This window comes from Streptomyces subrutilus (assembly GCF_008704535.1).
Taxonomy (GTDB): domain Bacteria; phylum Actinomycetota; class Actinomycetes; order Streptomycetales; family Streptomycetaceae; genus Streptomyces; species Streptomyces subrutilus.
This window is the reverse complement of the sequence record NZ_CP023701.1, coordinates 4,396,122-4,419,718: the sequence shown is the minus strand read 5'-3', so window position 1 is coordinate 4,419,718 and position 23,597 is coordinate 4,396,122. Positions and strand designations below refer to the sequence as shown.

The window sequence follows — 23,597 nt, the reverse complement described above, 5'->3', positions numbered from 1 at the left end:
CGGCCGCCGGTGGCCCGTGCGCCGTACGGGGCCGGTGGGTTCTGTACCGCGTGCGGGGCCCGGGGGTCCTGGCCGGCCCGCGGGGCCGGCCGTACGCCGCGGCGCCCGCCGGCGGCCGAGCGCGGCAGGGCGCCCGCCACGAACCCCGGGTCCTGCGACGCCGGTCCGGCCGGCCGGGCGGCGGCGGCGGCCGGCGACGGCGGTGCGGGCGGCGGCACGGCCGGGGCCCCGGCGGGACCGGGCGGCGGGCCCGGCTCGGCCGGGTGCGGCGGACACCCGGCGGCCGCGGCGACCTCCGTCGCCGCGGGCCGCCGCCAGGGCGTCGGGTCCGTCACCGGGGGGCCGGCCCGTCGAGGGCCGGGATCCGGGGGGCCCGGCCCGCGGATCCCGGGTCGGAGAGGGCCCACCAGGCGCCCAGGCCGATGATCACTCCGGTCAGGACGGTGGACGGCCCGCCGATGTCCGCGTAGAGGAAGTCCGTCAGCTGCCACACGAGCAGGCCGACCGCGATCAGCCCGCAGTCCCGCGCGGCCCCGCCCGCGGCGGCCCGCCGCACGCCCGCGACCAGCAGCGCGGCCCAGCCGCCCACCAGCGCGGTCAGCCCGATCAGGCCCTGCTCGCTGAGGACCAGGAGGTACATGTTGTGCGGGGAGAGCAGCGGCTGGCGGACGTAGGCCTGTCCCGCGCCGGCGGTGTCGCTGCCGGAGGACAGTCCCAGCGAGGAGTGGCCGTCCCGGTTGGCCGGGAAGCCCTTGAGCCCCACCCCCGCGGCCGGCCGCTCGCGCCACATCGACTCGGCGGCCGCCCACATCGTGTACCGGTCGGTCACCGACTGGTCGGGGGCGCTGGAGACCTGCGTGATGGAGGCCAGCCGTTCCGCCACCATGTCGGAGCCGACCCCGAGGCCGCCCACCAGCACCACGCCCGCCGCGGTCAGCGCGAGGAGCACCTTCAGCGCCCGCCTGACGCCGGCGAGCAGCATCACCAGGGCCGTCGCGGCGAAGGTCGCGATCCACGCCCCGCGGCTGAACGACAGCACCAGCGGCACCACCAGCGCCAGCGCGGCGCCGGCCGCCGCCCGCCGCGTGCGCCGGGCGCCGCCCGGCGCCAGCGCCACCGCCGTGGCCACGACCAGCCCGTACGCCACCACCGTGGCCATGCCCATGACGTCACCGGGGCCGAAGGTGCCCACCGCCCGGATGTCCTCGCCCTGGTACGAGGCCCCGGTGTGGGTGGCGTACTGGACCACGCCCACCGCACCCTGCGCCAGGGCCAGCACCACGAAGCACCCGGCGGCGATCCGGAACTCCCCCGCGTCGCGCACCAGCAGCACCACGGCCGCCGGGACCAGCACGAAGACCTGGAGGTAGCGCACGAAGCCCGGCAGGGCCGCGTACGGGTCGCCCGCGGTCACCGTCGCCACCGCGAGCCCCACGGCGGGCGCCCCGAGGACCAGCACGCCGAGCGGGGTCAGCCGGCGCACCCGGCCGCGCAGCGCCTGCACCGCGCAGACCAGCACCAGCAGCAGCGAGGCCGCGTCCGCCGGGCCGACCTTCCCGGAGGCGCTCGCGTCGCCCGCCGGGAGCGGGGCGAGCAGGAACAGCACGGTCGCGGCGAGCGGGAGCAGCGGCCAGTGCCGGCGCAGCAGCACCGGCGGCTCGGACCGGACGACACCGTCGGGTGACACGGCGAGGCTCATCAGCTGCCCCCCAGCCGGAAGCGGAAGAAGGAGGCCGCGGTGCGGGCGAGGATGCACAGGTCCTGCCACAGCGACCAGGTGTCGATGTAGTGGTTGTCGAAGCGGGCCCGGTCCTCGATGGAGGTGTCCCCGCGCAGCCCGTTGATCTGGGCGAGGCCGGTGATGCCGACGGGCATCCGGTGCCGGGCCCCGTAGCCGGGGTGGACGGTGGAGAACTTCGCGACGAAGAAGGGCCGTTCGGGGCGGGGGCCGACCAGGCTCATGTCGCCCCGCACGACGTTCCACAGCTGCGGCAGCTCGTCCAGCGAGGACTTGCGCAGGAAGGAGCCGACCCGGCTCATGCGCCGGTCGCCGGCCACCGTCCAGCGGGTGGCGGACTCGTGCGCGTCGGCGCGCAGGGTGCGGAACTTCAGCAGGGTGAAGGGCCGCCCGTACAGGCCGACCCGCTCCTGCCGGAAGATCACGCCCGGTCCGTCGCCCACCCGTACGGCCAGGGCGCAGACGGCCATCACCGGCGCCGCCACGGCCAGCGCGGCCAGCGCGAGCGCGGCGTCGATGCCCCGCTTGCCCCAGCGCTCCAAGGGGCGCGCGGGGCGCGGCAGGAGCGGCTGGACGGCGTACCCCCACAGCTGGTCGGCGGGGTGCGCGACGCGCATGCCGGTGACCCTGGCGGTCCCGGCGGGGTCGGCGAGCCAGAGCCGGCAGCCGTGGTCGCGGAAGAGGCGCACGAGCGAGGCGGTGCGCTCGTCGGCCTCGGGCGGGCGGGTGAACACGGCGTGGCGCACCGCGTTCTGGATGACCGCGCGCCGGATGTCCTCGCGGGTGGTGAGGACCGGCAGTGCGGCGTTGTCCGCGCCGTCCGCGCCGGCGCAGTCGGCCAGGCCGACGGGGCGCAGTCCGTACTCGGGCCGGCCGAGCAGGGCCGCGGCGACCGCGCCCGCCCCCGCGCCGGGGCCGACGACGAGCGTGGAGGCGGGCCGGCGGACGGCGGAGCGGCGGTGCAGCTGGTTGACGAACCCGCGTCCCGCGCACGCCAGTACGACCTGGAGGCAGACGGCGGTCAGCAGCACGCTCCAGCCCAGCGCCCGGCCCGGGTCCACGGCGGCCACGACCGCGGCGGTCCCGCTCCACAGCACGGCGGAACGTCCCGCCAGCGCGGGCAGTTCGACCAGCGCCGAGGGGGCGAGCCGCGGCCGGTACAGCCCGGCCTGGGCGTGCAGCGCGGCCAGCAGCAGGGCCCCGGGCACGGCCGCCGCCACGGGCAGCGCCTCGTTCGGCGGGGCGAAGGCGGGCAGGGCCGCGGCGGTCAGCACGGCGGCCAGCGCGTCGGCGGTGAACCGCGGGAGCACGCCGTCGCGGCGGCGGATCCGCTGCGGCCGGACGGCGGACCGCGCCGGTGCGGCCTTGGGACCGCGCGGGGGGTGGATGGCGGCTCGCGAACGGCGGACGGCCGTGGTGCCGGCGGCTGCGCCGGCGTGCCCCGTGCCGCCCTGCCCGGTGTGCCGGGCTGGTGCGCTGTCCATCGTCATCGGCTGATGCGCTCCTGGTTCGAGGGCCGGGGCCTGCCCAGCAGTTCGTGGTACAGACCGGTGACCGCGTCCGTGGTCCGCCGCACGTCGAAGTCGGTCCGGGCGTGCTGCCGGGCCTGCTCCCCGAGTTCGGCGAGGAGCCTCGGTTCGGCGAGGAGCCGTCCCAGGGCCTTGGCCAGTGCCGTCGGGTCCTCCGCCGGTACCAGGCACAGCCGTCCCTGGCCGGGCGGCAGGCTCTCCCGGGCCCCGCTGACGTCGGAGACCAGGACCGGGCGGCCGCAGGCCATGGCTTCGAGCGGGGCGAGCGCCATGCCTTCCCACCGCGACGGCAGTACAACGAGATCGGCGGCCCGAAGCCACGGTCGGATGTCGGGGGCGGCGCCCGCGAAGTGGACGCCGGCCGGGGCGGTGGTGCGCAGCCGGTCGGCGTCCGGGCCGTCGCCGACGAGGGCGAGCCGGGCCGCGGGCACGCGGCCCAGCAGCTGCGGCCAGGCCCGCAGCAGGACGTCCTGTCCCTTCTGCGGGCAGATCCGGCCCACGCAGACGGCGAGCGGCCCGTCGCCGCGGAGGGCCTCGGGCAGCGGGAGCCGGGCGCGGGCCGCGGCCCGCTCGCGGTCGGGGTCGGGGCCGTCGGGGCGGAAGTGGTCCAGGTCCACCCCGTTGCGGACGACGGACCACCGGGCGGCGATCCCCTCCGCCTCGCCCGCGAGCCGTTCGGCCTCGCTGACGCAGAGCACCCGGTCGGCCCAGCGGGCCGCGTACCGCTCCCAGCGCAGCGCGAGCGCGCCGGTGGCGCCGCCGACCGCGTCGAAGGACCAGGCGTGCGGCTGGAAGACGGTCGGTACGGTCCCGCGTGCGGCGAGCCGTCCGGCCAGCCCGGCCTTGGCGCTGTGCGCGTGGAGCAGGTCGGGACGGACCCGGCGGAGCAGGGACCGGGCGCCGATCACCTCGGCGGCCAGCCCGGGCCCGGGGGCCCGCCCGGCGCGCCAGACGTGCACCTCGGCGCCGGCGGCCCGGGCGGCGTCGGGGAGGATCCCGGCGGGCGGGCAGCCGACGACGGCGCGCAGGCCCGCCGCGCGCTGCGCGCGGACGAGGTCGGCGACGACGCGGGCGACACCGCCGTCGACGGGCTGGACGAGGTGGAGGACGGTGGCGGGTGGTGCTGCCAATGGCTGTGTGGGCACGTGAAGTGGTCCCCTGGGTTCAGCGGCGCGCGTCGGTCTGTACGAAGAGCACGCCGAGGAAATGGCCCTGACTTTCGCCCGTGAACCTGAAGCTCAGACTGCGGGCACCACCGGACAGGGCGGGACTCAGGTCGAACACGTCCGCGTCATATCCGAGATTATTCATATGTTCGGGCTGTCGCACGAACGACTGATGTCCAAAATCCGTGATCGTGGAATTCATAACATCATTGAAAGGATTTTCGGCATCGCTGAGGTTGACCCGGCGTCCGCTGTCGGCCGTCACGCCGAGCGAGTCCCCCAGGACCCCGCGGTCCCCGTCGTACCCGACCACTCCGACCCGCCCCGCGGCCCCGGGCGGAGCGTCCAGCCCGGTGAGCTCGACCGTCCCGTCGCCGGCCCGGGCGGCCAGCGCCTCGAACCCGTCCCACAGCGAGATCCGGCGCACCGGCTCCCGGGGGTCCTCGTAGGCGACGACCAGCGTCCAGCCGCCCCAGGCCCCGACCTCCGAGTGCCCCATGGCGATGTTGACCTGGGCGACCGTCCACATCCCGGCCCCGCCCCTGCGGACCAGCGGGGTCACGTCCGCGCTGGCCTGGTAGGCGTCGCTGCCCGCGTCCGTCCGGTGGCCCATCACCGTGTCGGCCAGGACCTCCTTGTACGCGCCGCCCGGCTCCGCGACCAGCACCCGCCCGTTGTCCTCGGGCGGCTTCTGCTCGCCCACCCGCAGGTTCCCGCCCCAGTAGAGCCGGGCGTAGGAGACCTTGGCACCCTGCGGCACCTTGAGCTCGGCGCGGGTGGAGTTGTAGGTGTCCGGGTCCTCGTCGACCTCGCTGTAGAACATCTCGTAGTCGCCGTTGACCCCGGCCGCGCCCCGCTCGACCTCGGCGCACGAAGCGGCCCGGGGCGACTCCTCGCGCCGGCAGCCGATGCCCGCGTTCGAGGCCCTGACCAGTCCGCCGTGCTGCACGGCCTGGTAGCGCTGGGCGAACGGGACCCGGGGCAGTTCGCGGGGAGCGGGGACCGCGGCCGCCGCGGTCGGAACGTATCCGGAAAGTGCGAGGCAGGACAGCAGGCCGAGCGCGCCGAGGATTCTGCGGGAGGAACCCATGACCCTGTCTCCATTTTCGATCAGGGGGACAAAACAGGAGTGAACTTTGTCAGAAATCAGGCTGGAAATCACGTCGGACTCGCTCGTACGGCCTTTCGGGCTACGGCACGCACCCTCTTACCCGGCAGGTCGTTATGACGAGCACCATTGTTCGAACGGAAAGAAATGCCGGAGCCCGGGAAGCGGCCGGCGCGCGGCGCCCCCGCCACCGCTTCCGCCCTGCCCGGACGCGGGGTCCGGCGGTCCGCGCGGAGCCGCCCGAACGTCAACCGGGCGGCTCGAAACGGCGGCATCCGGGTGAAGCGTCGAAACCCGGAGCCGGGCCGGACCGTTGATCCGAGTGCTCCAGTACCGGGCAATCCTGCAAAAAAGGGACGATAATGATCAAGAAGTTTGTGGCTGGCGCAGCGGTTGCCGCCTCCGTCGTGGGCCTCGGTGCCGCCATGGCTCCGCAGGCGATGGCCATCGGCAACGACGGCGGCATCAACACCGTCAACGGCAACGGAGCCTCGCAGATCTACGGCAACCAGGCCACCTACGGCAACATGAGCCCGCAGATGGCGCTGATCCAGGGCTCGCTCAACAAGCCCTGCATCGCCCTCCCCGCGAAGGCCAACGTGCAGTCCGTGCTGGCCCTGGTCAACGTCGGCGTCCAGGACATCCCCGTCCTGTCCAGCCCGCAGAACCAGCAGTGCACCGAGAACTCCACCCAGGCCAAGGGCGACGAGGCCCTGTCGCACATCCTGGACAACATCCCGATCCTCTCCGGCAACGTCTCCTCCGGCAGCTGATCGAGGCCCGTGCCCGCGAGGCCGTCGCACCTTCGGGTCGCGGCGGCCTCGCCGCGTGTCGGGCCCCTTCCGGCCCACCCGCATAAAGACCCGGCAAATCTCCCCGGCGCCTGGAATTACGGCCCGGCACCGGAGTGAATTGTCGAGCGGTCTCCGGAAAATCGCGGTTTCTTTTCACCCCGCCACTCGTTGTTATTTCTGCAGTGGATACGCCTCTGCGGGAAGGATCGAAATCACATGACGTACAAGAAGGCAGTGGTGCTGGCCGCCGGCGTTCTGATGGCCGCCGGTGCAGCCTCCCCGGCCATGGCCGACGCCGCGGCCGAGGGTGCCGCCGTGGGCTCCCCGGGCGTCCTGTCCGGCAACCTGCTCCAGGTCCCGGTGCACATCCCGGTCAACCTCTGCGGCAACACCGTGAACGTGGTCGGCCTGCTGAACCCCGCGTTCGGCAACACCTGCGTCAACGCCTGACGAAGCGCTTCCGCCCGCGAGGGCGAACCTCCTCGGGGTGGCCTCGGAGTGCACGGCGGTGCACTCCGGGGCCACCTTCGATTCAGCACCGGCGCCCGCGCCGGTAGACAGGGAAGGACCCATGCGACAGGTACTGAGCCGACAGGTACTGGGCAAGGGGATGCTCACGGCGGCAGCCGCTTCGAGCCTGCTGTCGATCGCCACCGGCGCGGCCTACGCGCACCCCGGGGCCACGTCCGAGGTCTCGCATTCGCCGGGCGTGCTGTCCGGCAACAGCGTCTCGGTACCGGTCACCTTCGCCCCGAACGTGTGCGGCAACAGCGTGGACGGTGCGGCGGCCCTGAACCCCGCGATGGGCAACACCTGCGCCACGACCACCGGTACGGACGCCGGCCCGGGCCACGACTACGCGCGCTACCTCAGTCCCGAGCACGCCGAGGCCTTCGAGCGGTACCTCGACGAGCACCGGGGCCGGCACGCACTGCCGGAGCGGCGGCACGAGGAGGCCTCCCACCCGGCCCCGCGCCCCGACGGCCCCCGGCACGCGGCCCCCCGCCAGGAGGAGGCGCGGCCCGAGCAGCCGCGGCCCGAGGGCCCGCGCCACGCGGCCCCGCGCCACGACGAACCGCGCGACCGGGGCGGCTACGGCGGCCCCGAGGAGGAGGAGACCGAGGAGGACTGCGACGAGCACCCCGAGGCCGCCCCGCCCGCGCACCACACCCCTCCGGCCCACCACGCCCCGCCGCCGCCCGAGCCCGTGGACGTCCACCCGGCGCCCGCGCCGCCGCCGGCGGTGCACGAGGTGCCCGTACCGCTGCCCGCGCCCGAGCCCGTCCCGGCCCCCGCCGAGGAGCCGCCCCGGACGCTGCCCGCCCCGCTGCCCGCGCCCGTCCCCGTCGGGGAGGAGGGTCCCGCCGCGCACCCGCCGCACGGGAGCCTGCCCGTGGAGCGGGAGCACCCGGCGCCCGCCCCGCTCCCGGCCCCCGAGGCGGGGCCGCCCGCCGACCAGCCGCCGGCCGCCCCCGCCGGCGACACCCCGGTGCACCTGACGCCGGCCCCGGCCCCCGCTCCGGCGCAGCCGCCGGCGCCCGCGCCGGAGCGCGCCCCCGCCCCCGTGAGCACGGCCGGGCCCGTCCTGGCCGAGACCGGCGCGGGCCGGCCCGGCGCCGCGGCGGCCCTCGCCTCGGCGCTGGTCCTGGGCGGCGCCATTCTGTACCGGCGGTCCCGTATCGCCTGACCTTAAGGGACGGTAATCGGAATAAATATCGGCCGGAGAATCCCTCGTCGGATTCTCCGGCCGCTGTCGTGCACTCGCTCGACCGCGTTTCCGTAGCGGGTGGGAATCGTTACCCAGGGCGAAAGCGGCGCGACGGTCGCCGCTGGAAAAGGATTTCGATAATGAAGCTCACGAAGGTCGCCGCTGTCGTCGTCGGCTCCGTCGCCGCCCTCGGCGCCACCGCCCCCGCGTTCGCCGCCGACGCCCAGGCCGCGATGCCCCCCATGAGCCTGACCAGCGGGGTGACGGACACGCTGAACGCGGTCTCCCCGGTGTCCGAGCACCTCCCCGAGACCGTGGGCGCCGGGCTGGCCGAGCAGAACGGCCACATCAACAAGGTCGTGGGCACGGTCCAGAAGGTCAACAAGGTCCGCAACGACGTCCCGGGCGAGCTCCTCGGCCTGGCCAACGGCGCCACCCAGGCCTCCCCGATGCTCGGGGGCGTGAAGCTCAACGGCGGCAACGGCTGAGCCGCCGGCCAGGACCGCGGCCGACATGACTGTGGGCGCCACCGGCGAGGCCGGGGCGCCCACAGTCGGTCGTGCGCAGGCGTCAGTCGTTGACGCAGACGTTGCCGAACGCGGGGTTCAGCAGGCCGACGACGTTCACGGAGTTGCCGCACAGGTTGACCGGAACGTGGACCGGGACCTGAGCCAGGTTGCCCGAGAGGACACCGGGGGAACCCACGGCCGCGCCCTCGGCCGCGGAGTCGGCGGAGGCGGCGCCGGCGGCACCGGCCGCGGCGAGACCGGCGGTGGCCAGGACCAGGGCGGCCTTCTTGGCAGAGTTCATGGGAAGTGCACCTTCTGTTCGACGTTCTGCCCCGATCCGGGGCTCACACCGAGCGAAACGGTCCATCTTCCCCGGCGACACGGTTCCGCACGCGATCAGACCTGTTCAGCCCAATAGTCGTAACCGCGTGCGGATTCGATCGGCTCCCGGCGGCTACGGAACGTCTGGGATGTCGGGAATCGCAGGGATGTCGGGGATCGCCGGAACCGCGCCCGTGGGCAGGGCCGGAACCGTGCCGACCGGCGGCACCTTGGGCACCTCGACCGGCGGCAGCTTGATCTCGGGCACTCCCGGCACGGCGGGCAGCGCCGGCAGCTTCGGGATCTCGATGGGCGGGAGCTTCACCCCGGCGGGCAGCAGCCCCTCCAGGGACTTGAGGAGGTCCGCGATCGTCTTGCTCAACCCGGCGAGGAGGTCCTCGACGGGGCCGGCGGCGGCCCGTTCGTCGGTCCGGGCGATCGCGTCGATCTTCTGCTGGACCTCCGCCACGCGCCGGGTGACCTCCGCTGAGCCGGAACCGTCCGCGGCCACGGCCGGGGCGATCGCGCCGGACAGTATGACGGCGGCGAGGGCCGACGGGACGAGGAGTCGGGCGCGGGACGGCGTGGTGCGGTGCATGGAGGTTCCTTACGCGTGGTGGCAGACGGACCCGAGCGATCCGCCTCCTTACCCACCGTGCAACAAGCCGCACGGACCGCAACCGGAGCCGTCGCGGTACCGGCTGCGTACGGGCTTCGCGCAGGCGTCCGGAGCGCTCTCACCCGGTCCGGGGAAAACCCGGGGCGCCGCAGGCCGTTTGAGTGAAGCAACGGAACCAACCCCCTGCCGGGGCAGTTGACCAGGGCGCTCCACTAGCGGGCACTCGTGCGACAGAAGGATCAAGATGTTCAAGAAGTTCATGACCGCCGCCGCGGTCTCCGCCGTCGCGATCGGCGCGGGCGCCGCCGCCGCGGCCCCGGCCATGGCCATCGGCAACGACAACGGCGTCAACACGGTCAACGGCAACGGGTCGCAGCAGATCTACGGCAACCAGAAGACCGCCGGCGACATGAGCCCGCAGCTCGGCCTCGTCCAGGGCACGCTCAACAAGCCCTGCATCGGCCTCCCGGCGAAGATCAACGCCCAGTCGCTGGTCGCCCTGGTCAACGTCGGCGTCCAGGACATCAACGTCCTGTCCAACCCGCAGAACCAGCAGTGCACCGAGAACTCCACCCAGGCCAAGGGTGACGAGCCGCTCTCGCACATCCTCGACAACATCCCGGTCCTCTCCGGCAACGGTTCGATCGGCAGCTGATTTCCGCCACGCCCGCGGAGTGACGCAGAAGGGCCCCGGCAGCGTCCAGCTGCCGGGGCCCTGGCACGCCCGGGCGGTCAGGAGGTCCAGAACTCCCACCAGCGGGTGAGGACCAGCATGCCGATCACGCCGAGGTGCAGGGCGGGCGGGGCCCAGCCGAACTCGGTGAAGAAGCCGCGCAACGGGCCGGGGGCGGGCAGGATTCCGGTGCGGACGGTGTGCGCGGTGACCGCCCAGAACATCAGCAGGGTCGCCACCCAGGCCAGACAGCACCACAGGCACAGGGCGTTGATCTCGTAGAGCGACTGGACCATCAGCCAGGAGCAGAAGCCGACGCCGAAGAGCGTGCCCGCGTTCAGACCCAGCCAGAACCAGCCCCGGTAGCGGGCGCCGGCCAGCAGGCCCGCGCCGACGCAGACCACGACGGCGTAGGCGACCAGGCCCAGCATGGGGTTGGGGAAGCCGAAGGCCGCCGCCTGGTCGCTCTTCATGACGCTGCCGCAGGAGACGACCGGGTTCAGGCTGCAGGCGGGCTTGAAGTCCGGGTCCTCCAGCAGGAGGAACTTGTCGAGGGTGATCACCCAGGAGGCCAGCACCCCGGCGGCGCCGGTGACGGCCAGCAGCCAGGCCAACCCCCGGGGCGCCGCTTCCCGTTCGCCCTCGTCGTGCGTGCGGGGCCGTCCCTGCTGGCGGGGGACGCCCACTGTATTCGTTGCCATGCGGCCCATAGTCCCCCGCTCCCTACCAGAGCCGGGCCAACCATGCCTATTCGTACGCAGGTTGACCTGAAGGTGTGGCGGGAACCCCTGATGCTTCCCGGACGTTTTACCGAATCCCGGACGTGATGTCAGGCGGAGGGGCTACGTTGAGCACCTGCCGAGTGACTCGCTGCGACGGCCTGGAGACCCACCTTGAGCGATCCGTACGAGACAACCGAGGCCCACCTCGACCGACTCCTGGGCCGCGCCCTGAACTCCTTCGACCTGCCGGACCCGTTGGTGGAGCGCCTCGGTACGGCGCTCGCCCACAGCTCCTCCCTCTACACCACGCACCGCTCCCCCGCCACCGGTGCCTGGCGGGAGAGCCACCGGCACACCTACCTGCTGGCCGACGGCGGGTCGGTGTCGCTGTGGGAGCTGGCGTACCGGCAGGAGAGTGACCGGGCGGTGCGGTACGAGGTCTTCGCGAGCAGGGCGGAGATCCGTCCGGCCGTGGTCCGGCTCTTCGGGGAGGCCCCGGCCGAGGCCGCCCTGGACCCGGCGCCGCTGCCGGGGGACGCGGAGCCGGGGCGCGATCCTGCGGGGCTGAGCGCGCTGTTCGCGGCCGCGGACCGGTGCCGGCGGGAGTACACGGTGGAGGAGTCCGCCGACCACGCCCGGCGGGTGCTGCGGCGCGCGGAGAACGCGGACCGGCCGGGTGCGCAGGTCGCGGCGCGGCTGCGGTCGGCGTACGGCCACCGGATCACGCAGGCCTTCGGCACGCGGGCGTCCCTGCCGGGCGGCCGGGACGCGGGTTTCAGCCTGTACGAGCACGCCTTCGTGCTGCTGGACGGGGCCGAGGTCAGCCTGTGGGAGGTCGAGCACACGGCCACGCCGGACGGGCGGCACATGTGCGAGGTGTACGAGAGCGAAGAAGCCGCGCGCGGAGCCATGCGGCTCCGCGCGCGGGTGCGGTGAGGGCGGCGCGGGGGGTCAGGCCGCGGCGGCGACCTCCGCGGCGCCGGCCTCGCGGGCGGCCGGGGGCTGCGCCGGGCCGGAGGTCCGGCGGGTGCCCTTCAGCAGGACGACCAGCGCGGTGGTGGTGAGCGTGCCGGCGGCGATGGCGATCAGGTAGAGCAGCGGGTTCCCGGTCAGCGGGAGGACGAAGATGCCGCCGTGCGGGGCCCGCAGGGTGCACTCGAAGGCCATCGACAGGGCTCCGGTGACGGCGCCGCCGACCATCGAGGCGGGGATGACGCGCAGCGGGTCGGCCGCGGCGAAGGGGATGGCTCCCTCGCTGATGAAGGAGGCTCCGAGGAACCAGGCGGCCTTGCCGTTCTCCCGCTCGGCCTTGGAGAAGAGCCGGCCCCGGACGGTGGTGGCCAGGGCCATCGCGAGCGGCGGGACCATGCCCGCGGCCATCACGGCGGCCATGACCTTCATGCTGCCCTCGTTGGGGGTGGCGAGGCCGCCGACGGCGAAGGCGTAGGCCACCTTGTTGAGCGGGCCGCCGAGGTCGAAGCACATCATCAGGCCGAGGATGACGCCGAGGATGATCGCGTTGGCGCCGGAGAGGCCGGACAGCCAGTCGGTGAGGGCCTGCTGGAGCGAGGCGACGGGCTTGCCGATGACCAGGAACATCAGGAACGCGGTGACGGCCGAGCCGATGAGCGGCAGGACGACCACCGGCATGATCCCGCGCAGCGGGGTCGGGATCCTGATCCGCTGGACGGCGAGGACGGTCCCGCCCGCGATGAGGCCGGCGATCAGGCCGCCGAGGAAGCCGGCGTTGATGGTGACGGCGACGGCGCCGCCGACGAAACCGGGGACGAGGCCGGGCCGGTCGGCCATGCCGTAGGCGATGTAGCCGGCGAGGACCGGGACGAGGAAGCCGAAGGCGAGACCGCCGGTCTGGAAGAGGAGGGCGGCCCAGCTGGCCGCCTCGGTCCAGACGAAGTGCTCGGCGACGGACGGGGCGGTGTTGATCTCGTACCCGCCGATGGCGAAGGCGAGCGCGATGAGGAGGCCGCCGGCGGCGACGAAGGGGACCATGTAGCTGACACCGGACATGAGCCAGGTGCGCAGCCGGGCCCCGTACCCGTCGGCTTCTTCGCCGGTCCGCTCGACGGGGGTCGGGGCGTGGCTCTCGACCTCGCCGCGGGCCGCCTTGTCGCGGGCTTCGGCGAGGAGTTCGGCGGCCCGGTTGATGCCGGCCTTGACGCCGGTGTCGACGGTGGGCTTGCCGGCGAAGCGGGCGCGGTCGCGGACGGGCACGTCGTGGGCGAAGACGACGGCGTCGGCCGCGGCGATCTGCTCCGGGGTGAGCTTGGTGAAGCCGGCCGAGCCCTGCGTCTCGACGGTGATGTCGATGCCGGCCTCGGCCGCGGCCCGGGTGAGCGACTCGGCGGCCATGTAGGTGTGGGCGATCCCGGTCGGGCAGGAGGTCACGGCGACGACCGCGAAGCGGTCGCCGGCGGGGGCGGCCGGCTCGGCGGGGGTGGTCGCGGGGGCCGGGGCGGACGCCGGGGTGGGGGCCGGAGCCGGGGCCGGGGTGGGCTCGGGGTCGCCGGCGATCAGGGCGGCGGCCTGGGCGGGGGTCCGCGCGGAGCGCAGGGCTCCGACGAATTCGGGGCGCATCAGGCGGCGGGCCAGCGAGGACAGGATGGTGAGGTGGGCGTCGTCCGCGCCGGCCGGGGCGGCGATCAGGAAGACCAGGTCCGCCGGGCCGTCGGGGGCGCCGAAGTCGATGCCGGCCGGGGCGCGGCCGAAGGCCAGGGTCGGGGCGCTCACGTGGGCGGACCGGCAGTGCGGGATGCCGATCCCTCCCTCCAGGCCGGTCGGCATCTGCGCCTCCCGTGCCGCCACGTCGGCGAGGAAGCCGTCCAGGTCGGTGATCCGGCCCAGCTCCCGCATCCGCGTCGCCAGGGAACGCGCCGCCTCCTCCTTCGAGTCGGCGGACAGGTCGAGGTCGACCAGTTCGGGGGTGATCATCTCGCTCATCGCGGGCTCCTTTGCGCGCGTCAGACCGCGGTGGGTTCGGACAGGGGGAGGTCCAGGGGCAGGTCCTGGGTGACGCGGACCGCGTCGGGACGCAGGTCCGAGGGGGTGGGCATGGCGCTGCCGGGCAGCTGGACCGCCGCCGCGCCGTGGGCCAGGGCCGAGGCGAGGGCGTCGGGTCCGGTGCCGCCGGCGATGAGGAAGCCGGCGAGGGAGGCGTCGCCCGCCCCGACGTCGCTGCGGACGGCGTCGACGGGTGCGGTGCCGTGGAAGGTGCCCTGCGCGCAGACCAGCAGCTGGCCGTCGCCGCCGAGGGAGGCCAGGACCGCGCCCGCGCCCAGGGAGCGGAGCTCCTCGGCGGCCTTGACGGCGTCGCCGAGGGTGGCCAGGGGGCGGCCGACGGCTTCGGCGAGCTCGGAGGCGTTGGGCTTGACCACGTCCGGGCGGGCCGGGAGGGCCGCGACCAGGGCGGGGCCCGAGGTGTCCAGCGCGATCCGGGCGCCCGCCTCGTGCGCCCGGGTGACCAGGTCGGCGTACCAGCGGGGGTCCAGGCCGCGCGGGAGGCTGCCGCAGCAGGCGATCCAGGAGGCGGCGGCGGAGCCGGTGCGGACGGTCTCCAGGAGCAGCGCCGACTCGTCCGGGGAGAGCTCCGGACCCGCCGCGTTGATCTTGGTGAGGGTGCCGTCCGGTTCGGCCACGGAGATGTTGGAGCGGGTCTGGCCGGCGATGGAGACGGCCGTGACGTCCACGCCCTGGGCGGTGAGCAGTTCGGCGAGCAGGGCGCCCGGAGCGCCGCCCAGCGGGAGGACCGCCGTCGTGCGGACGCCCGCGGCGGCCACGGCGCGGGACACGTTGACGCCCTTGCCTCCGGGGTCGACGCGGTCGCCGGTGGCGCGCAGCACCGCGCCGCGGTCCAGCGAGGGGACCTCGTAGGTCCGGTCGAGGGAGGGGTTGGGGGTGACGGTGAGGATCATACGAGCACAACTTCCGTACCGGCGGCCTCGATCGCCGCGTGCTGGGCGGGGGCGAGCCCCGTGTCCGTGATGAGGAGGTCGACCTCGGCGAAGGAACCGAACCGCGCGAAGTGCTCCTGGCCGGCCTTGGCGGAGTCCGCGAGGAGGACGACCCGGCGGGCGGCGGCCATGGCGGCGCGCTTGACGGCCGCCTCGGCGAGGTCGGGGGTGGTCAGGCCGCCCTGCGCGCAGAAGCCGTTCGTCGCGAGGAAGAGGACGTCCGCGCGGATCTCCGCGTACGCGCGCAGCGCCCAGGCGTCGACGGCGGCGCGGGTGCGGTGGCGCACCCGGCCGCCGACGAGGTGCAGGTCGACGCCGGTGTGGTCGGCGAGGCGGGCGGCGACGGGGAGCGCGTGGGTGACCACGGTCAGCGCGGACTCGACGGGGATCAGGGCGGCGAGGCGGGCGACGGTGCTGCCCGCGTCGAGCACCACGCTGCCGCCGTCGGGGAGCTCGGCGAGGGCGGCGGCCGCGATGCGGTCCTTCTCGCCGGCGGCGGTGGCCTCGCGTTCGCTGAGGTCCGGCTCGAAGTCGAGCCGGCCGGCCGGGATGGCACCGCCGTGGACGCGGCGGACCAGGCCGGCCCGGTCGAGGGCCTTGAGGTCGCGGCGCACGGTCTCGGCGGTGACCTCGAAGCGGTCGGCGAGGGAGAGCACGTCCACCCGGCCCGCCTCGCGGGCGAGGCGGAGGATCTCCTGTTGACGCTCCGGTGCGTACATGTGGCTTTACGTCCGTTCCATGCCCGAGTCTGTGACTTCCCCCCGAGAGTACGCCCCCACAGGTCCCGAAACAAAGAAAAACGGACATGCCCGCCATCAAAGGCGGGCATGTCCGTGAAGTGGGGCCGAAGGGCCCGGGCCCTCAGACCGCGGGGACCTTCGCCGGGGCCGGTGCCGGTGCCCGGCCGTCGGCCTGAGCCGGGACCGCGGGGGCGGCCGGGGCGTCGGGGCCGCCCTCGCGGTGCTCGGAGGGCACCGCCTTGCGCGGCAGCATGAACATCACGGCGAAGATCACCAACAGCACGGCCACGACCCACCACAGGGCGCCGCGGAAGGCCTCGACGTAGGGGGAGCCGAAGACCGTGTCGTCGTCGATCAGGCCGAAGAAGACCACCGAGGTGAGGCCGAGGCCCAGCGCGTTGCCCATCTGGCCGGTGGTGTTGATCAGGCCGGAGGCGGAGCCGGCGTGCTCCGGCGGCACCTCGGAGAGCACGGTGTCGGTCAGCGGGGCCACGATCAGGCCCATGCCGATGCCCATGACGACCAGGGGGGCGGCCATCTGCCAGGACGCGATCCCCATGCCGTAGTGCTGCGACTCCCAGATGTAGAGGAGCAGGCCCGCGGCCATGGTCAGCGCACCGGCCTGGAGCACCTTGCGGCCGAAGCGCGGGACGAGCTTCTGCACCGAGATGCCCGCGGCGGCCGAGACGGCGACGGAGAAGGGGATGCCGGTGGTGCCGGCGCGCAGGGCGCTCCAGCCGAGGCCCATCTGCATGTACAGGGTCCAGACCAGGAAGAAGATGCCGGTCGCGATGCCGAAGGTCAGCTGGACGGCGATGCCGCCGGCGAAGCTCTTGACCTTGAAGAGGGACAGCTCGACGAGGGGCGAACCGTCCTTCTTGATCTTGTACTTCTCGTAGGCGATGAAGCCCGCGAAGACGACCGGCGCCAGGGCCATGCACACGAAGCCCCACAGCGGCCAGTCGTTCTCCCGGCCGTGCGTGAGCGGGAAGATCAGCATGACCAGCGCGAGGGTGGCCAGCACCACGCCGACCAGGTCCAGGCGCAGGGCCCGGGGGGCCTTGGACTCGGTGATGAACTTGCGGCCCAGGAGCACGCCCGCGATGCCGACGGGCAGGTTGATCAGGAAGATCGGACGCCATTCGAGGCCGAACAGGTTCCACTCGGTGAGCAGCGCGCCCAGCATGGGGCCCGAGACGGCGCCGAGGCCCACGATGGCGCCGAACAGGCCGAAGACCTTGCCGCGCTCGTGCGGCGGGAAGGTCACGTGGATGATCGCGAGGACCTGCGGGACCATCAGGGCCGCCATCGCGCCCTGGAGCAGGCGGGAGGAGACCAGCATCGCCGGGTCGGCGGCGATGCCGCAGAGCAGCGAGGCGGCGGTGAAGCCGGTGATGCCGACGAGGAAGAGGCGCTTGCGGCCGTAGATGTCGCCGAGACGGCCACCGGTGATCAGGCCCGCGGCGAAGGCGAGCGCGTAGCCGGCGGTGATCCACTGGATCGCGCTGGTGGAGGCGCCGAGGTCCTGGCGCATGCTGGGGATGGCGATGTTGACGATCGTGACGTCGACCAGGTCCATGAAGGCCGCGGTCATCACGATGGCGAGCGCCAGCCAGCGGCGGCGGTCGGCGGACGAGCCGCCCGGCGCGGGAGCGTCGTGGGGGCCGGCGGCCGGCGCCGCGCCCGGGTCCGGCGGCGCGGCCGCGTTCCGCTCTTCTCGTACGGGCCCGTTCTCTCTTCCGGGCGATGCGTGGGACGTCTCGGTGCTCATGGAGAGAAACGTAGACGGCATCTAGGTCACCCCGTGTCCTCGTTCGCTGGCAGCCTGGAGGGCATGACCGACACTCCGGCACGGCTCCTGTCCCTGCTGTCCCTCCTCCAGACCCCGCGCGAATGGCCCGGCAGCGAGCTGGCGGAGCGGCTGCGGGTGAGCCCCCGGACGATCCGGCGGGACATCGGGCGACTACGGGAGCTGGGGTACCCGGTGGAGGCCACGCTGGGCGCGGACGGCGGGTACCGGCTGGTGGCCGGGGCGGCGATGCCGCCGCTGCTCCTCGACGACGAGGAGGCGGTGGCCATCGCGGTGGGGCTGCGGGCGGGCGCCGGGCACGCCATCGAGGGGATCGAGGAGGCCTCCGTACGGGCGCTGGCCAAGCTGGAGCAGGTCCTGCCCTCGCGGCTGCGGCGGCGGGTGGGCGCGCTCCAGTCGGCCACCGTCGCGCTGAGCCGGGGGGACGGGGCGAGCGTGGACCCGCGCACGCTGACCGCGATGGCCTCGGCGGTGGCCGGGCCGGAGCGGCTGCGGTTCGCCTACCGGGCGCGGGACGGGGTGCGGTCGCGGCGGGTGGTGGAGCCGTACCGGCTGGTGAGCACGGGGAGCCGGTGGTACCTGGTCGCGTACGACCTGGAGCGCGGGGACTGGCGGACCTTCCGGGTGGACCGGGTGGCGGAGGCGTTCGCGACGGGGGCCCGGTTCGCGCCGCGCGAGCTGCCGATGGAGGCGGAGGAGTTCGTCCGGCGGGGGCTGCGGGGCGGGGAGACGTACGCGGTGGAGGTCACCTTCGCGGCGGGGCCGGCGGAGCTGCCGCAGTGGCTGCGGGAGGCGGCGGTGGAGGGCGACGGTGGTACGGGTGCGGTCGGAGGTGCGGGTGGTACGAGTGCGGGTGGTGTGGGCACGGGCGCAGGCAGTGCGGGTGCGGGTGGTGTGGGTGCGGGCGGTGGGGGCGCGGGCGGTGGGGGCACGCGGGTGCGGTTCGAGAGCGGGGACGCGCCGGAGTGGCTGGCCGCGCGGCTGGCGCTGACGGGGTTGCCGTTCACGGTGCAGGCCCCGGCGGCGCTGGCGGCGGGTGCCCGCGCCCTGGCGGACCGGCTGGCCGGGGCCGGGGGGTAGTCGGGGAGGGGGCAGGGCAGGGGGGAGCCCCGGCACCTGGGGGGGATAGGTGCCGGGGCTCGTCTGGGGGGGGGTGGGACGGATCAGGCCACGGCGTCGAAGCCCGTGTCGTGGGCCATCTTCTTCAGCTCCAGCAGCGCGTGCTTCTCGATCTGGCGGATGCGCTCACGGGTCAGGCCGTGCTGCTTGCCGACCTCGGTCAGGGTCCGCTCGCGGCCGTCGTCGATGCCGTACCGCATCTTGATGATCGACGCCGTGCGCTGGTCCAGCTTGCCGAGGAGGTCTTCCAGCTCCTCGCTGCGCAGCAGCGAGAGCACGGACTGCTCGGGCGAGATCGCCGAGGTGTCCTCCAGCAGGTCGCCGAACTGCGTGTCGCCGTCGTCGTCCACGCCCATGTTCAGGCTGACCGGGTCACGGGCCCAGTCCAGCACGTCGCCGACGCGCTTCTCCGTCGTGTCCAGCTCGGCGGCGATCTCCGCGTGCTCCGGGTCCCGGCCGTTCTCCCGGTTGAACTCGCGCTGGACTCGGCGGATGCGGCCGAGCTCCTCGACGAGGTGGACGGGGAGGCGGATGGTGCGGGACTGGTCGGCGATGGAGCGGGTGATGGCCTGGCGGATCCACCACGTGGCGTACGTGGAGAACTTGAAGCCCTTGGCGTAGTCGAACTTCTCGACGGCGCGGACCAGGCCGGCGTTGCCCTCCTGGATGAGGTCGAGGAGGGGCAGCCCGCTGCGCGGGTAGCGGCGGGCGACCGCTACGACGAGGCGCAGGTTGGACCGGATGAAGACTTCCTTGGCGCGCTCGCCCTCGGCGGCGAGCGCCTCCAGCTCCTCGCGCGAGGGCGCCCGGCCCTCGCGCTCTATGCCTCCGTCGAGGATCTGGCGGGCGTACACGCCCGCCTCGATGATCTGGGAGAGCTCCACTTCCTTGGCCGCGTCGAGCAGCGGGGTGCGAGCGATCTCGTCCAGGTACATGCCGACAAGGTCGCGGTCTGCGATCTCCCCGCCCACCGAGCGGGCACTGCTCGAGGACTGACGACGGGCGACGGCGCGGGTTGCCATGCGTGCTCCCTTGCGATGAGTTCGGTCGCGGTGCGGCTGCTGGACGCCACCGGTCGAGCCCTGGTACGTCCCCGGACACTCTCCCGAGTGCCCGCTTCCGAAGGAAACAACGACTGGAATCGGGACAGAATTCCCACGATGCTCCCTCTTTTCGGAGATCTTGCAGTATCCTGCCCCGCCGCGAGGCGGGACCGGACGCCGACAGAACCCGAAGAAATGCAGGTCAGGGCGGGAACGGGGGGCGATCCGAGAGGCGCCGCCCCCCGCCGGACCACACGGTCCGTGAGACCGCCGTCACATCCGCCGCGGCCGGGCCCCTTGCGGAGCCGCGCCGCGGACACCTGCACTCCGCCCCTGAAGACGGCCCGCGGCGCCCGCCGGTTGCCTGCGCGGGCGAAGTAATCACCGAATAAACGACAAGCTGCTTTTTTACGCCAAAAACGGTCACGTGCGGCCGTCCCGGGGCGGGAACCGCCGGCCGGGGCGTCCCGCCGACCTAGGCCGTCTCTTTCGGATCTTGCCGGGCCCGCGGCGTCTGACACCGTGCCTGGCCGCACTGCCGAGGCGACCACGTACGTCCAGTAGGCGAGCGCCCCGGCAGCACGCCCAGGCACGGCACCAGACGCCGCGGGCTCGGCCGACAAGATCCGAAAGAGACGACCTAGCCGAACTGGAAGGAGCGCTTCGAGAGGCCCATCCAGAAGCCGTCCACCGTGTCGCGGCGGGACCCGAGGTCGCCCGCGGCCTCGGCGGCGCCGAGGGTGACGAAGAGCGGGGCGAAGTGTTCCGTACGGGGGTGCGCCAGTCGGCCCGAGGGGGACGCGGACTCGAAGTCGAGCAGCGCGTCCAGATCGCCGGCGGCCAGCGCCTCGCTGCCCCAGGCGTCGAACTCGGCCGACCAGGCGGGGACGCCCGGGCCGGGGTGGCGGAGCGCGGCGAGGTTGTGGGTGAAGAAGCCGCTGCCGACGACGAGGACGCCCTCGTCGCGCAGCGGGGCCAGCTTGCGGCCGATGTCCATCAGCCGGCGCGGGTTCAGGGTCGGCAGGGAGATCTGGAGCACCGGTATGTCGGCCTCGGGGAACATCTCCACCAGCGGGACGTACGCCCCGTGGTCGAGGCCGCGGCCGGGGACGTCCTGGACGGGGGTGCCCGGGGCGCGCAGCAGGGCCCGTACGGAGGCGGCCAGCGCGGGGGCGCCGGGGGCGTCGTAGCGGACCCGGTAGTAGTGCTCGGGGAAGCCCCGGAAGTCGTACACGAGCGGGGTGGGCACGGTGGCGCCGAGGGCGAGCGGGGCCTCCTCCCAGTGGGCCGAGACCATCAGGATCGCCGTGGGGCGGGGCAGCCGCGCGGACCAGGCGGCCAGTTCGGCCGGCCAGATCGGGTCGTCCGCGAGGGGCGGCGCGCCGTGGCTGAGGTAGAGCGCGGGCATCCGGGCGGCGGGGATCGCGGGAACCGCGGCGGCGGGGGTCATCGGGGGGCTCCTTCGTGCGGGTGCGGGCGGGAGCGTGGCCCCCGGAAACAGGACCGACCCCGCGTGGTTCAAATTTGAACCACGCGGGGTCTTCAGTCATTCCCGGACCGGCGCAGCCCCCGTCAGTGGGCGATCACCGGCACCTTGAACTCGGCGTCCTCGGCGGAGCCCGAGCCGGAGGCCACCGGGCCGCCGGCACCCGGACGGCCGGTGTTGATCAGCGTCAGCGCGATGGCCGAGCTGGTGGCGAGGATGCCCACCGCCCACCAGATGGCGGAGGAGTAGCCCTCGACCATGGCCTGCGCCTGGACCAGCTTGGCCGCGGCGCCGCCGGCCGCGGCCTCGGCCGCGTGGTCGGTCAGGTAGGCGGTGGTCGCCGAGGCGGCGATGGTGTTCAGCAGCGCGGTGCCGATGGCGCCGCCGACCTGCTGCGAGGTGTTGACCATGGCGGAGGCGACACCGGCGTCGGCCGGGTTCACCCCGTGCGTGGCCAGGGACATGGCCGGCATGAACGCCGTACCCATGCCGAGGCCGAGCAGCAGCTGGGCGGGCAGGATCAGCGCCGGGTAGGAGGACCCGACCTCCAGCCGGGTCAGCAGCAGCATGCCGGTGGCGGCGACCAGGAAGCCGGGGCCCATCAGCAGGCGCGGCGGGACCCGCGTCATCAGGCGGGCGCCGATCTGGGTGGAGCCGGTGATCATGCCCACGATCATCGGGAGGAAGGCGAAGCCGGTCTTGACGGGCGAGAAGCCCTTGACGACCTGCAGGTAGTAGGTGAGGAAGAGGAACAGGCCGAACATGGAGATGACGGCGAGGCCCAGCGAGAGGTAGACGCCGCCGCGGTTGCGCTCCAGCAGCACGCGCAGCGGGAGCAGCGGGGACTTGACCTTGGACTCGACGCCGACGAAGGCCGCCAGGAGCACCGCGGAGGCGACGAACATGCCCACGGTCGTGGCGTCCGACCAGCCGGCGGACTCGGCGCGGGTGAAGCCGTACACGAGGGCGACCAGGCCGAGGGTGGACAGGACCACGCCCGGGATGTCGAGCGGTGCGCGGTTGCGGGAGCCGGCGGGCTCGCGGATGACGAACCAGGCGCCGATGGCCGCGACGATCGCGAAGGGGATGTTGACGAAGAAGGTCCAGCGCCAGTTGAGGTACTCGGTGAGGAAGCCGCCGAGGATCAGGCCGACAGCGCCGCCGCCGCCCGCGATGGCACCGTAGATGCCGAAGGCCTTGGCCCGCTCCTTGGCGTCGGTGAACATCACCGCGAGCAGCGAGAGGGCGGCCGGCGCGAGCAGCGCGCCGAAGGCGCCCTGGAGGGCGCGGGCGCCCAGCATCATGGCCTCGCCGGTGGCGGCGCCGCCGAGCGCGGAGGCCAGGGCGAAGCCGATGAGACCGACGGTGAAGGCGTTCTTGCGGCCCCACTTGTCGGCGATGCGGCCGCCGAAGAGGAGCAGACCGCCGAAGGCGAGCGCGTAGGCGGTGATGACCCACTGGCGGTTGCCGTCGGAGATGCCGAGGTCGGTCTGGGCCGAGGGGAGGGCGATGTTCACGATGGTCGCGTCGAGGACGACCATCAGCTGGGCCAGGGCTATGAAGACGAGTGCCTTCCAGCGGCTGGGATCGGCAGCCAGCGGCGGAATCGCGGCTGTTTTTGACATGGGGGTACCCACTTCACTGTACGGAATGACTGAAAGAGGCTAATAACGGAGCTATGTGCGTGTCACATGGTTTTCCGCCTCAGGTCCTCCAGGGTGGCCGCCGCACCGGGCAGCACCGAGCGGGCCGGGGCCCGCAACCCGTCGAGGAACAGCTGGAGATGGCGGTGGACGAAACGGTCCGCGTCGAGGCAGCCGGTCCCCGGGAGGGGGCGGCTGAGCTGGGAGAGGGCGAGCGTCAGATCGCCGACGCCGATGTCCGTACGGATCAGGCCGGCGTCCTGGCCGGTGGCCAGCAGCCGCTCGATGACGGCCTCCAACGCCTCGCGCGCGGCGACGAGTTCGGGGTGGTCGCGGTCGAAGTCGTCGGCGAGCATCGGGCACAGGGCGCCGATCCGCTCGTCGGCGGCGGCGTGCGTGAAGCGGCAGAGCGCGGCGAAGGCGTCGGGTTCTTCGGCGAGGGTGGCCTCGGCTTCGGAGGCCACCCCGTCCATGACGTAGAGGACGACGTGGTGGACGAGGGCGTCCCGGTCGGGGAAGTGCCGGTAGAGGGTGGCGTTGCCGATGCCCGCGCGGCGCGCCACCTCGTCGAAGGGGGCGCCGGGGCCGAACTCCACGAAGACCTCGCGGGCCGCGGCCAGGATGCGCTCGCGGTTGCGGACGGCGTCGGCACGGGGGCGCGGGACGGCGGGGCAGCCGGGGGTGGTGGCTCCCGCGGTGGCGGGCGGGACCGCGGGTGCGATGGGTGCCGCGGTGGCGGACGGGACCGCGGTGGCGGCGGGTGCCGCGGTGGCGGACGGGACCGCGGGTGCGGCGGGTGCCGCGGTGGCGGACGGGACCGCGGGTGCGGCGGGTGCCGCGGTGGCGGACGGGACCGCGGGTGCGGCGGGTGCCGCGGTGGCGGACGGGACCGCGGGTGCGG

At 74.0% G+C, this 23,597-nt stretch carries 22 protein-coding genes; 7 read left to right on the top strand and 15 right to left on the bottom strand.

Going from position 1 to position 23,597, the window contains the following annotated elements; genetic code table 11:
- Window positions 1-331: 331 nt before the first annotated feature.
- The 4 genes from CP968_RS19460 to CP968_RS19445 are packed head-to-tail and all read right to left on the bottom strand — an operon-like array spanning window position 332 to window position 5,523.
- Window positions 332-1,699, bottom strand: a complete 1,368-nt coding sequence (locus CP968_RS19460; RefSeq protein ID WP_150519221.1) for an O-antigen ligase family protein — start codon at window positions 1,697-1,699, stop codon at window positions 332-334.
- The gene (locus tag CP968_RS19455; protein ID WP_373303988.1) at window positions 1,699-3,228 is read right to left on the bottom strand and encodes an exopolysaccharide biosynthesis polyprenyl glycosylphosphotransferase; all 1,530 of its coding nucleotides are present in this window, start codon (window positions 3,226-3,228) and stop codon (window positions 1,699-1,701) included. Before CP968_RS19455 ends, CP968_RS19460 begins: the two co-directional genes overlap by 1 nt.
- On the bottom strand, window positions 3,225-4,412 hold the full coding sequence (locus tag CP968_RS19450) for a glycosyltransferase (protein ID WP_150519220.1): 1,188 nt from the start codon (window positions 4,410-4,412) through the stop codon (window positions 3,225-3,227). The genes CP968_RS19455 and CP968_RS19450 overlap by 4 nt, the downstream gene beginning before the upstream one ends.
- Window positions 4,413-4,431: 19 nt before the next feature.
- Window positions 4,432-5,523, bottom strand: coding sequence for a DUF3344 domain-containing protein (locus tag CP968_RS19445; RefSeq protein WP_150519219.1), 1,092 nt, complete (start codon window positions 5,521-5,523; stop codon window positions 4,432-4,434).
- 380 nt (window positions 5,524-5,903) lie between these two features.
- Here CP968_RS19445 and CP968_RS19440 point away from each other — a divergent pair, with 380 nt between their 5' ends.
- The 4 genes from CP968_RS19440 to CP968_RS19425 all read left to right on the top strand — a co-directional run bounded on the left by CP968_RS19440 (window position 5,904) and on the right by CP968_RS19425 (window position 8,531).
- Window positions 5,904-6,314: a rodlin gene (locus CP968_RS19440; protein ID WP_150519218.1), complete on the top strand. Its 411-nt coding sequence runs from the start codon at window positions 5,904-5,906 to the stop codon at window positions 6,312-6,314.
- Window positions 6,315-6,551: 237 nt separating this feature from the next.
- Window positions 6,552-6,785, top strand: coding sequence for a chaplin (locus tag CP968_RS19435; protein WP_150519217.1), 234 nt, complete (start codon window positions 6,552-6,554; stop codon window positions 6,783-6,785).
- A gap of 121 nt (window positions 6,786-6,906) precedes the next feature.
- Window positions 6,907-8,022: a chaplin gene (locus tag CP968_RS19430; protein ID WP_150519216.1), complete on the top strand. Its 1,116-nt coding sequence runs from the start codon at window positions 6,907-6,909 to the stop codon at window positions 8,020-8,022.
- A 161-nt stretch (window positions 8,023-8,183) separates the two neighbouring features.
- Window positions 8,184-8,531, top strand: a complete 348-nt coding sequence (locus tag CP968_RS19425) for a hypothetical protein (RefSeq protein WP_150519215.1) — start codon at window positions 8,184-8,186, stop codon at window positions 8,529-8,531.
- An 82-nt stretch (window positions 8,532-8,613) separates the two neighbouring features.
- Here CP968_RS19425 and CP968_RS19420 read toward each other — a convergent pair whose 3' ends face one another.
- Both CP968_RS19420 and CP968_RS19415 read right to left on the bottom strand, forming a co-directional pair.
- Window positions 8,614-8,853, bottom strand: a complete 240-nt coding sequence (locus tag CP968_RS19420) for a chaplin (RefSeq protein WP_150519214.1) — start codon at window positions 8,851-8,853, stop codon at window positions 8,614-8,616.
- Between the two features lie 153 nt (window positions 8,854-9,006).
- The gene (locus tag CP968_RS19415) at window positions 9,007-9,471 is read right to left on the bottom strand and encodes a hypothetical protein (RefSeq protein ID WP_150519213.1); all 465 of its coding nucleotides are present in this window, start codon (window positions 9,469-9,471) and stop codon (window positions 9,007-9,009) included.
- A gap of 265 nt (window positions 9,472-9,736) precedes the next feature.
- On the opposite strand from CP968_RS19415, the gene CP968_RS19410 reads away from it, so the two are divergent.
- Window positions 9,737-10,147 carry a rodlin gene (locus CP968_RS19410; RefSeq protein ID WP_150519212.1) on the top strand — a complete coding sequence of 137 codons (411 nt, stop codon included), beginning with the start codon at window positions 9,737-9,739 and terminating at the stop codon, window positions 10,145-10,147.
- Window positions 10,148-10,224: 77 nt separating this feature from the next.
- Here CP968_RS19410 and CP968_RS19405 read toward each other — a convergent pair whose 3' ends face one another.
- Complete coding sequence (locus tag CP968_RS19405) at window positions 10,225-10,866, bottom strand: vitamin K epoxide reductase family protein (RefSeq protein WP_150519211.1); 642 nt, start codon at window positions 10,864-10,866, stop codon at window positions 10,225-10,227.
- A gap of 192 nt (window positions 10,867-11,058) precedes the next feature.
- Here CP968_RS19405 and CP968_RS19400 point away from each other — a divergent pair, with 192 nt between their 5' ends.
- Window positions 11,059-11,823 carry a DUF6227 family protein gene (locus tag CP968_RS19400; protein ID WP_150519210.1) on the top strand — a complete coding sequence of 255 codons (765 nt, stop codon included), beginning with the start codon at window positions 11,059-11,061 and terminating at the stop codon, window positions 11,821-11,823.
- A 15-nt stretch (window positions 11,824-11,838) separates the two neighbouring features.
- Here CP968_RS19400 and CP968_RS19395 read toward each other — a convergent pair whose 3' ends face one another.
- The 4 genes from CP968_RS19395 to CP968_RS19380 all read right to left on the bottom strand — a co-directional run bounded on the left by CP968_RS19395 (window position 11,839) and on the right by CP968_RS19380 (window position 17,366).
- On the bottom strand, window positions 11,839-13,845 hold the full coding sequence (locus tag CP968_RS19395; protein ID WP_150519209.1) for a PTS fructose transporter subunit IIABC: 2,007 nt from the start codon (window positions 13,843-13,845) through the stop codon (window positions 11,839-11,841).
- Window positions 13,846-13,865: 20 nt separating this feature from the next.
- Window positions 13,866-14,816, bottom strand: coding sequence for a 1-phosphofructokinase (pfkB, locus tag CP968_RS19390; RefSeq protein ID WP_150519208.1), 951 nt, complete (start codon window positions 14,814-14,816; stop codon window positions 13,866-13,868).
- The gene (locus tag CP968_RS19385) at window positions 14,813-15,574 is read right to left on the bottom strand and encodes a DeoR/GlpR family DNA-binding transcription regulator (protein ID WP_150519207.1); all 762 of its coding nucleotides are present in this window, start codon (window positions 15,572-15,574) and stop codon (window positions 14,813-14,815) included. The genes pfkB and CP968_RS19385 overlap by 4 nt, the downstream gene beginning before the upstream one ends.
- A 142-nt stretch (window positions 15,575-15,716) precedes the next feature.
- On the bottom strand, window positions 15,717-17,366 hold the full coding sequence (locus CP968_RS19380) for an MFS transporter (protein ID WP_150519206.1): 1,650 nt from the start codon (window positions 17,364-17,366) through the stop codon (window positions 15,717-15,719).
- Between the two features lie 63 nt (window positions 17,367-17,429).
- Between CP968_RS19380 and CP968_RS19375 the strand changes: the two genes are divergently transcribed.
- Window positions 17,430-18,485: a helix-turn-helix transcriptional regulator gene (locus CP968_RS19375; protein ID WP_150519205.1), complete on the top strand. Its 1,056-nt coding sequence runs from the start codon at window positions 17,430-17,432 to the stop codon at window positions 18,483-18,485.
- Window positions 18,486-18,568: 83 nt separating this feature from the next.
- Here the strand turns inward: CP968_RS19375 and CP968_RS19370 are convergent, their stop codons facing one another.
- The 4 genes from CP968_RS19370 to CP968_RS19355 form a co-directional block, all read right to left on the bottom strand.
- The gene (locus CP968_RS19370; RefSeq protein WP_150519204.1) at window positions 18,569-19,546 is read right to left on the bottom strand and encodes a sigma-70 family RNA polymerase sigma factor; all 978 of its coding nucleotides are present in this window, start codon (window positions 19,544-19,546) and stop codon (window positions 18,569-18,571) included.
- A gap of 661 nt (window positions 19,547-20,207) precedes the next feature.
- The gene (locus CP968_RS19365; protein WP_150519203.1) at window positions 20,208-21,017 is read right to left on the bottom strand and encodes a dioxygenase family protein; all 810 of its coding nucleotides are present in this window, start codon (window positions 21,015-21,017) and stop codon (window positions 20,208-20,210) included.
- Window positions 21,018-21,139: 122 nt separating this feature from the next.
- Entirely contained in the window at window positions 21,140-22,678 is a 1,539-nt protein-coding gene (locus CP968_RS19360; RefSeq protein WP_150519202.1) for an MFS transporter, read from the bottom strand.
- A gap of 62 nt (window positions 22,679-22,740) precedes the next feature.
- The gene (locus CP968_RS19355) at window positions 22,741-23,418 is read right to left on the bottom strand and encodes a TetR/AcrR family transcriptional regulator (RefSeq protein ID WP_150522001.1); all 678 of its coding nucleotides are present in this window, start codon (window positions 23,416-23,418) and stop codon (window positions 22,741-22,743) included.
- Between the last annotated feature and the right edge of the window lie 179 nt (window positions 23,419-23,597).

What these genes read in the sequence shown, in the direction of transcription:
- CP968_RS19460 (WP_150519221.1), bottom strand. Translation starts at nt 1,699, where the DNA reads ATGAGCCTCGCCGTGTCACCCGACGGTGTCGTCCGGTCCGAGCCGCCG.
- CP968_RS19455 (WP_373303988.1), bottom strand. Translation starts at nt 3,228, where the DNA reads ATGACGATGGACAGCGCACCAGCCCGGCACACCGGGCAGGGCGGCACG.
- CP968_RS19445 (WP_150519219.1), bottom strand. Translation starts at nt 5,523, where the DNA reads ATGGGTTCCTCCCGCAGAATCCTCGGCGCGCTCGGCCTGCTGTCCTGC.
- CP968_RS19440 (WP_150519218.1), top strand. Translation starts at nt 5,904, where the DNA reads ATGATCAAGAAGTTTGTGGCTGGCGCAGCGGTTGCCGCCTCCGTCGTG.
- CP968_RS19435 (WP_150519217.1), top strand. Translation starts at nt 6,552, where the DNA reads ATGACGTACAAGAAGGCAGTGGTGCTGGCCGCCGGCGTTCTGATGGCC.
- CP968_RS19430 (WP_150519216.1), top strand. Translation starts at nt 6,907, where the DNA reads ATGCGACAGGTACTGAGCCGACAGGTACTGGGCAAGGGGATGCTCACG.
- CP968_RS19425 (WP_150519215.1), top strand. Translation starts at nt 8,184, where the DNA reads ATGAAGCTCACGAAGGTCGCCGCTGTCGTCGTCGGCTCCGTCGCCGCC.
- CP968_RS19420 (WP_150519214.1), bottom strand. Translation starts at nt 8,853, where the DNA reads ATGAACTCTGCCAAGAAGGCCGCCCTGGTCCTGGCCACCGCCGGTCTC.
- CP968_RS19415 (WP_150519213.1), bottom strand. Translation starts at nt 9,471, where the DNA reads ATGCACCGCACCACGCCGTCCCGCGCCCGACTCCTCGTCCCGTCGGCC.
- CP968_RS19410 (WP_150519212.1), top strand. Translation starts at nt 9,737, where the DNA reads ATGTTCAAGAAGTTCATGACCGCCGCCGCGGTCTCCGCCGTCGCGATC.
- CP968_RS19405 (WP_150519211.1), bottom strand. Translation starts at nt 10,866, where the DNA reads ATGGCAACGAATACAGTGGGCGTCCCCCGCCAGCAGGGACGGCCCCGC.
- CP968_RS19395 (WP_150519209.1), bottom strand. Translation starts at nt 13,845, where the DNA reads ATGAGCGAGATGATCACCCCCGAACTGGTCGACCTCGACCTGTCCGCC.
- pfkB (WP_150519208.1), bottom strand. Translation starts at nt 14,816, where the DNA reads ATGATCCTCACCGTCACCCCCAACCCCTCCCTCGACCGGACCTACGAG.
- CP968_RS19385 (WP_150519207.1), bottom strand. Translation starts at nt 15,574, where the DNA reads ATGTACGCACCGGAGCGTCAACAGGAGATCCTCCGCCTCGCCCGCGAG.
- CP968_RS19380 (WP_150519206.1), bottom strand. Translation starts at nt 17,366, where the DNA reads ATGAGCACCGAGACGTCCCACGCATCGCCCGGAAGAGAGAACGGGCCC.
- CP968_RS19375 (WP_150519205.1), top strand. Translation starts at nt 17,430, where the DNA reads ATGACCGACACTCCGGCACGGCTCCTGTCCCTGCTGTCCCTCCTCCAG.
- CP968_RS19370 (WP_150519204.1), bottom strand. Translation starts at nt 19,546, where the DNA reads ATGGCAACCCGCGCCGTCGCCCGTCGTCAGTCCTCGAGCAGTGCCCGC.
- CP968_RS19365 (WP_150519203.1), bottom strand. Translation starts at nt 21,017, where the DNA reads ATGACCCCCGCCGCCGCGGTTCCCGCGATCCCCGCCGCCCGGATGCCC.
- CP968_RS19360 (WP_150519202.1), bottom strand. Translation starts at nt 22,678, where the DNA reads ATGTCAAAAACAGCCGCGATTCCGCCGCTGGCTGCCGATCCCAGCCGC.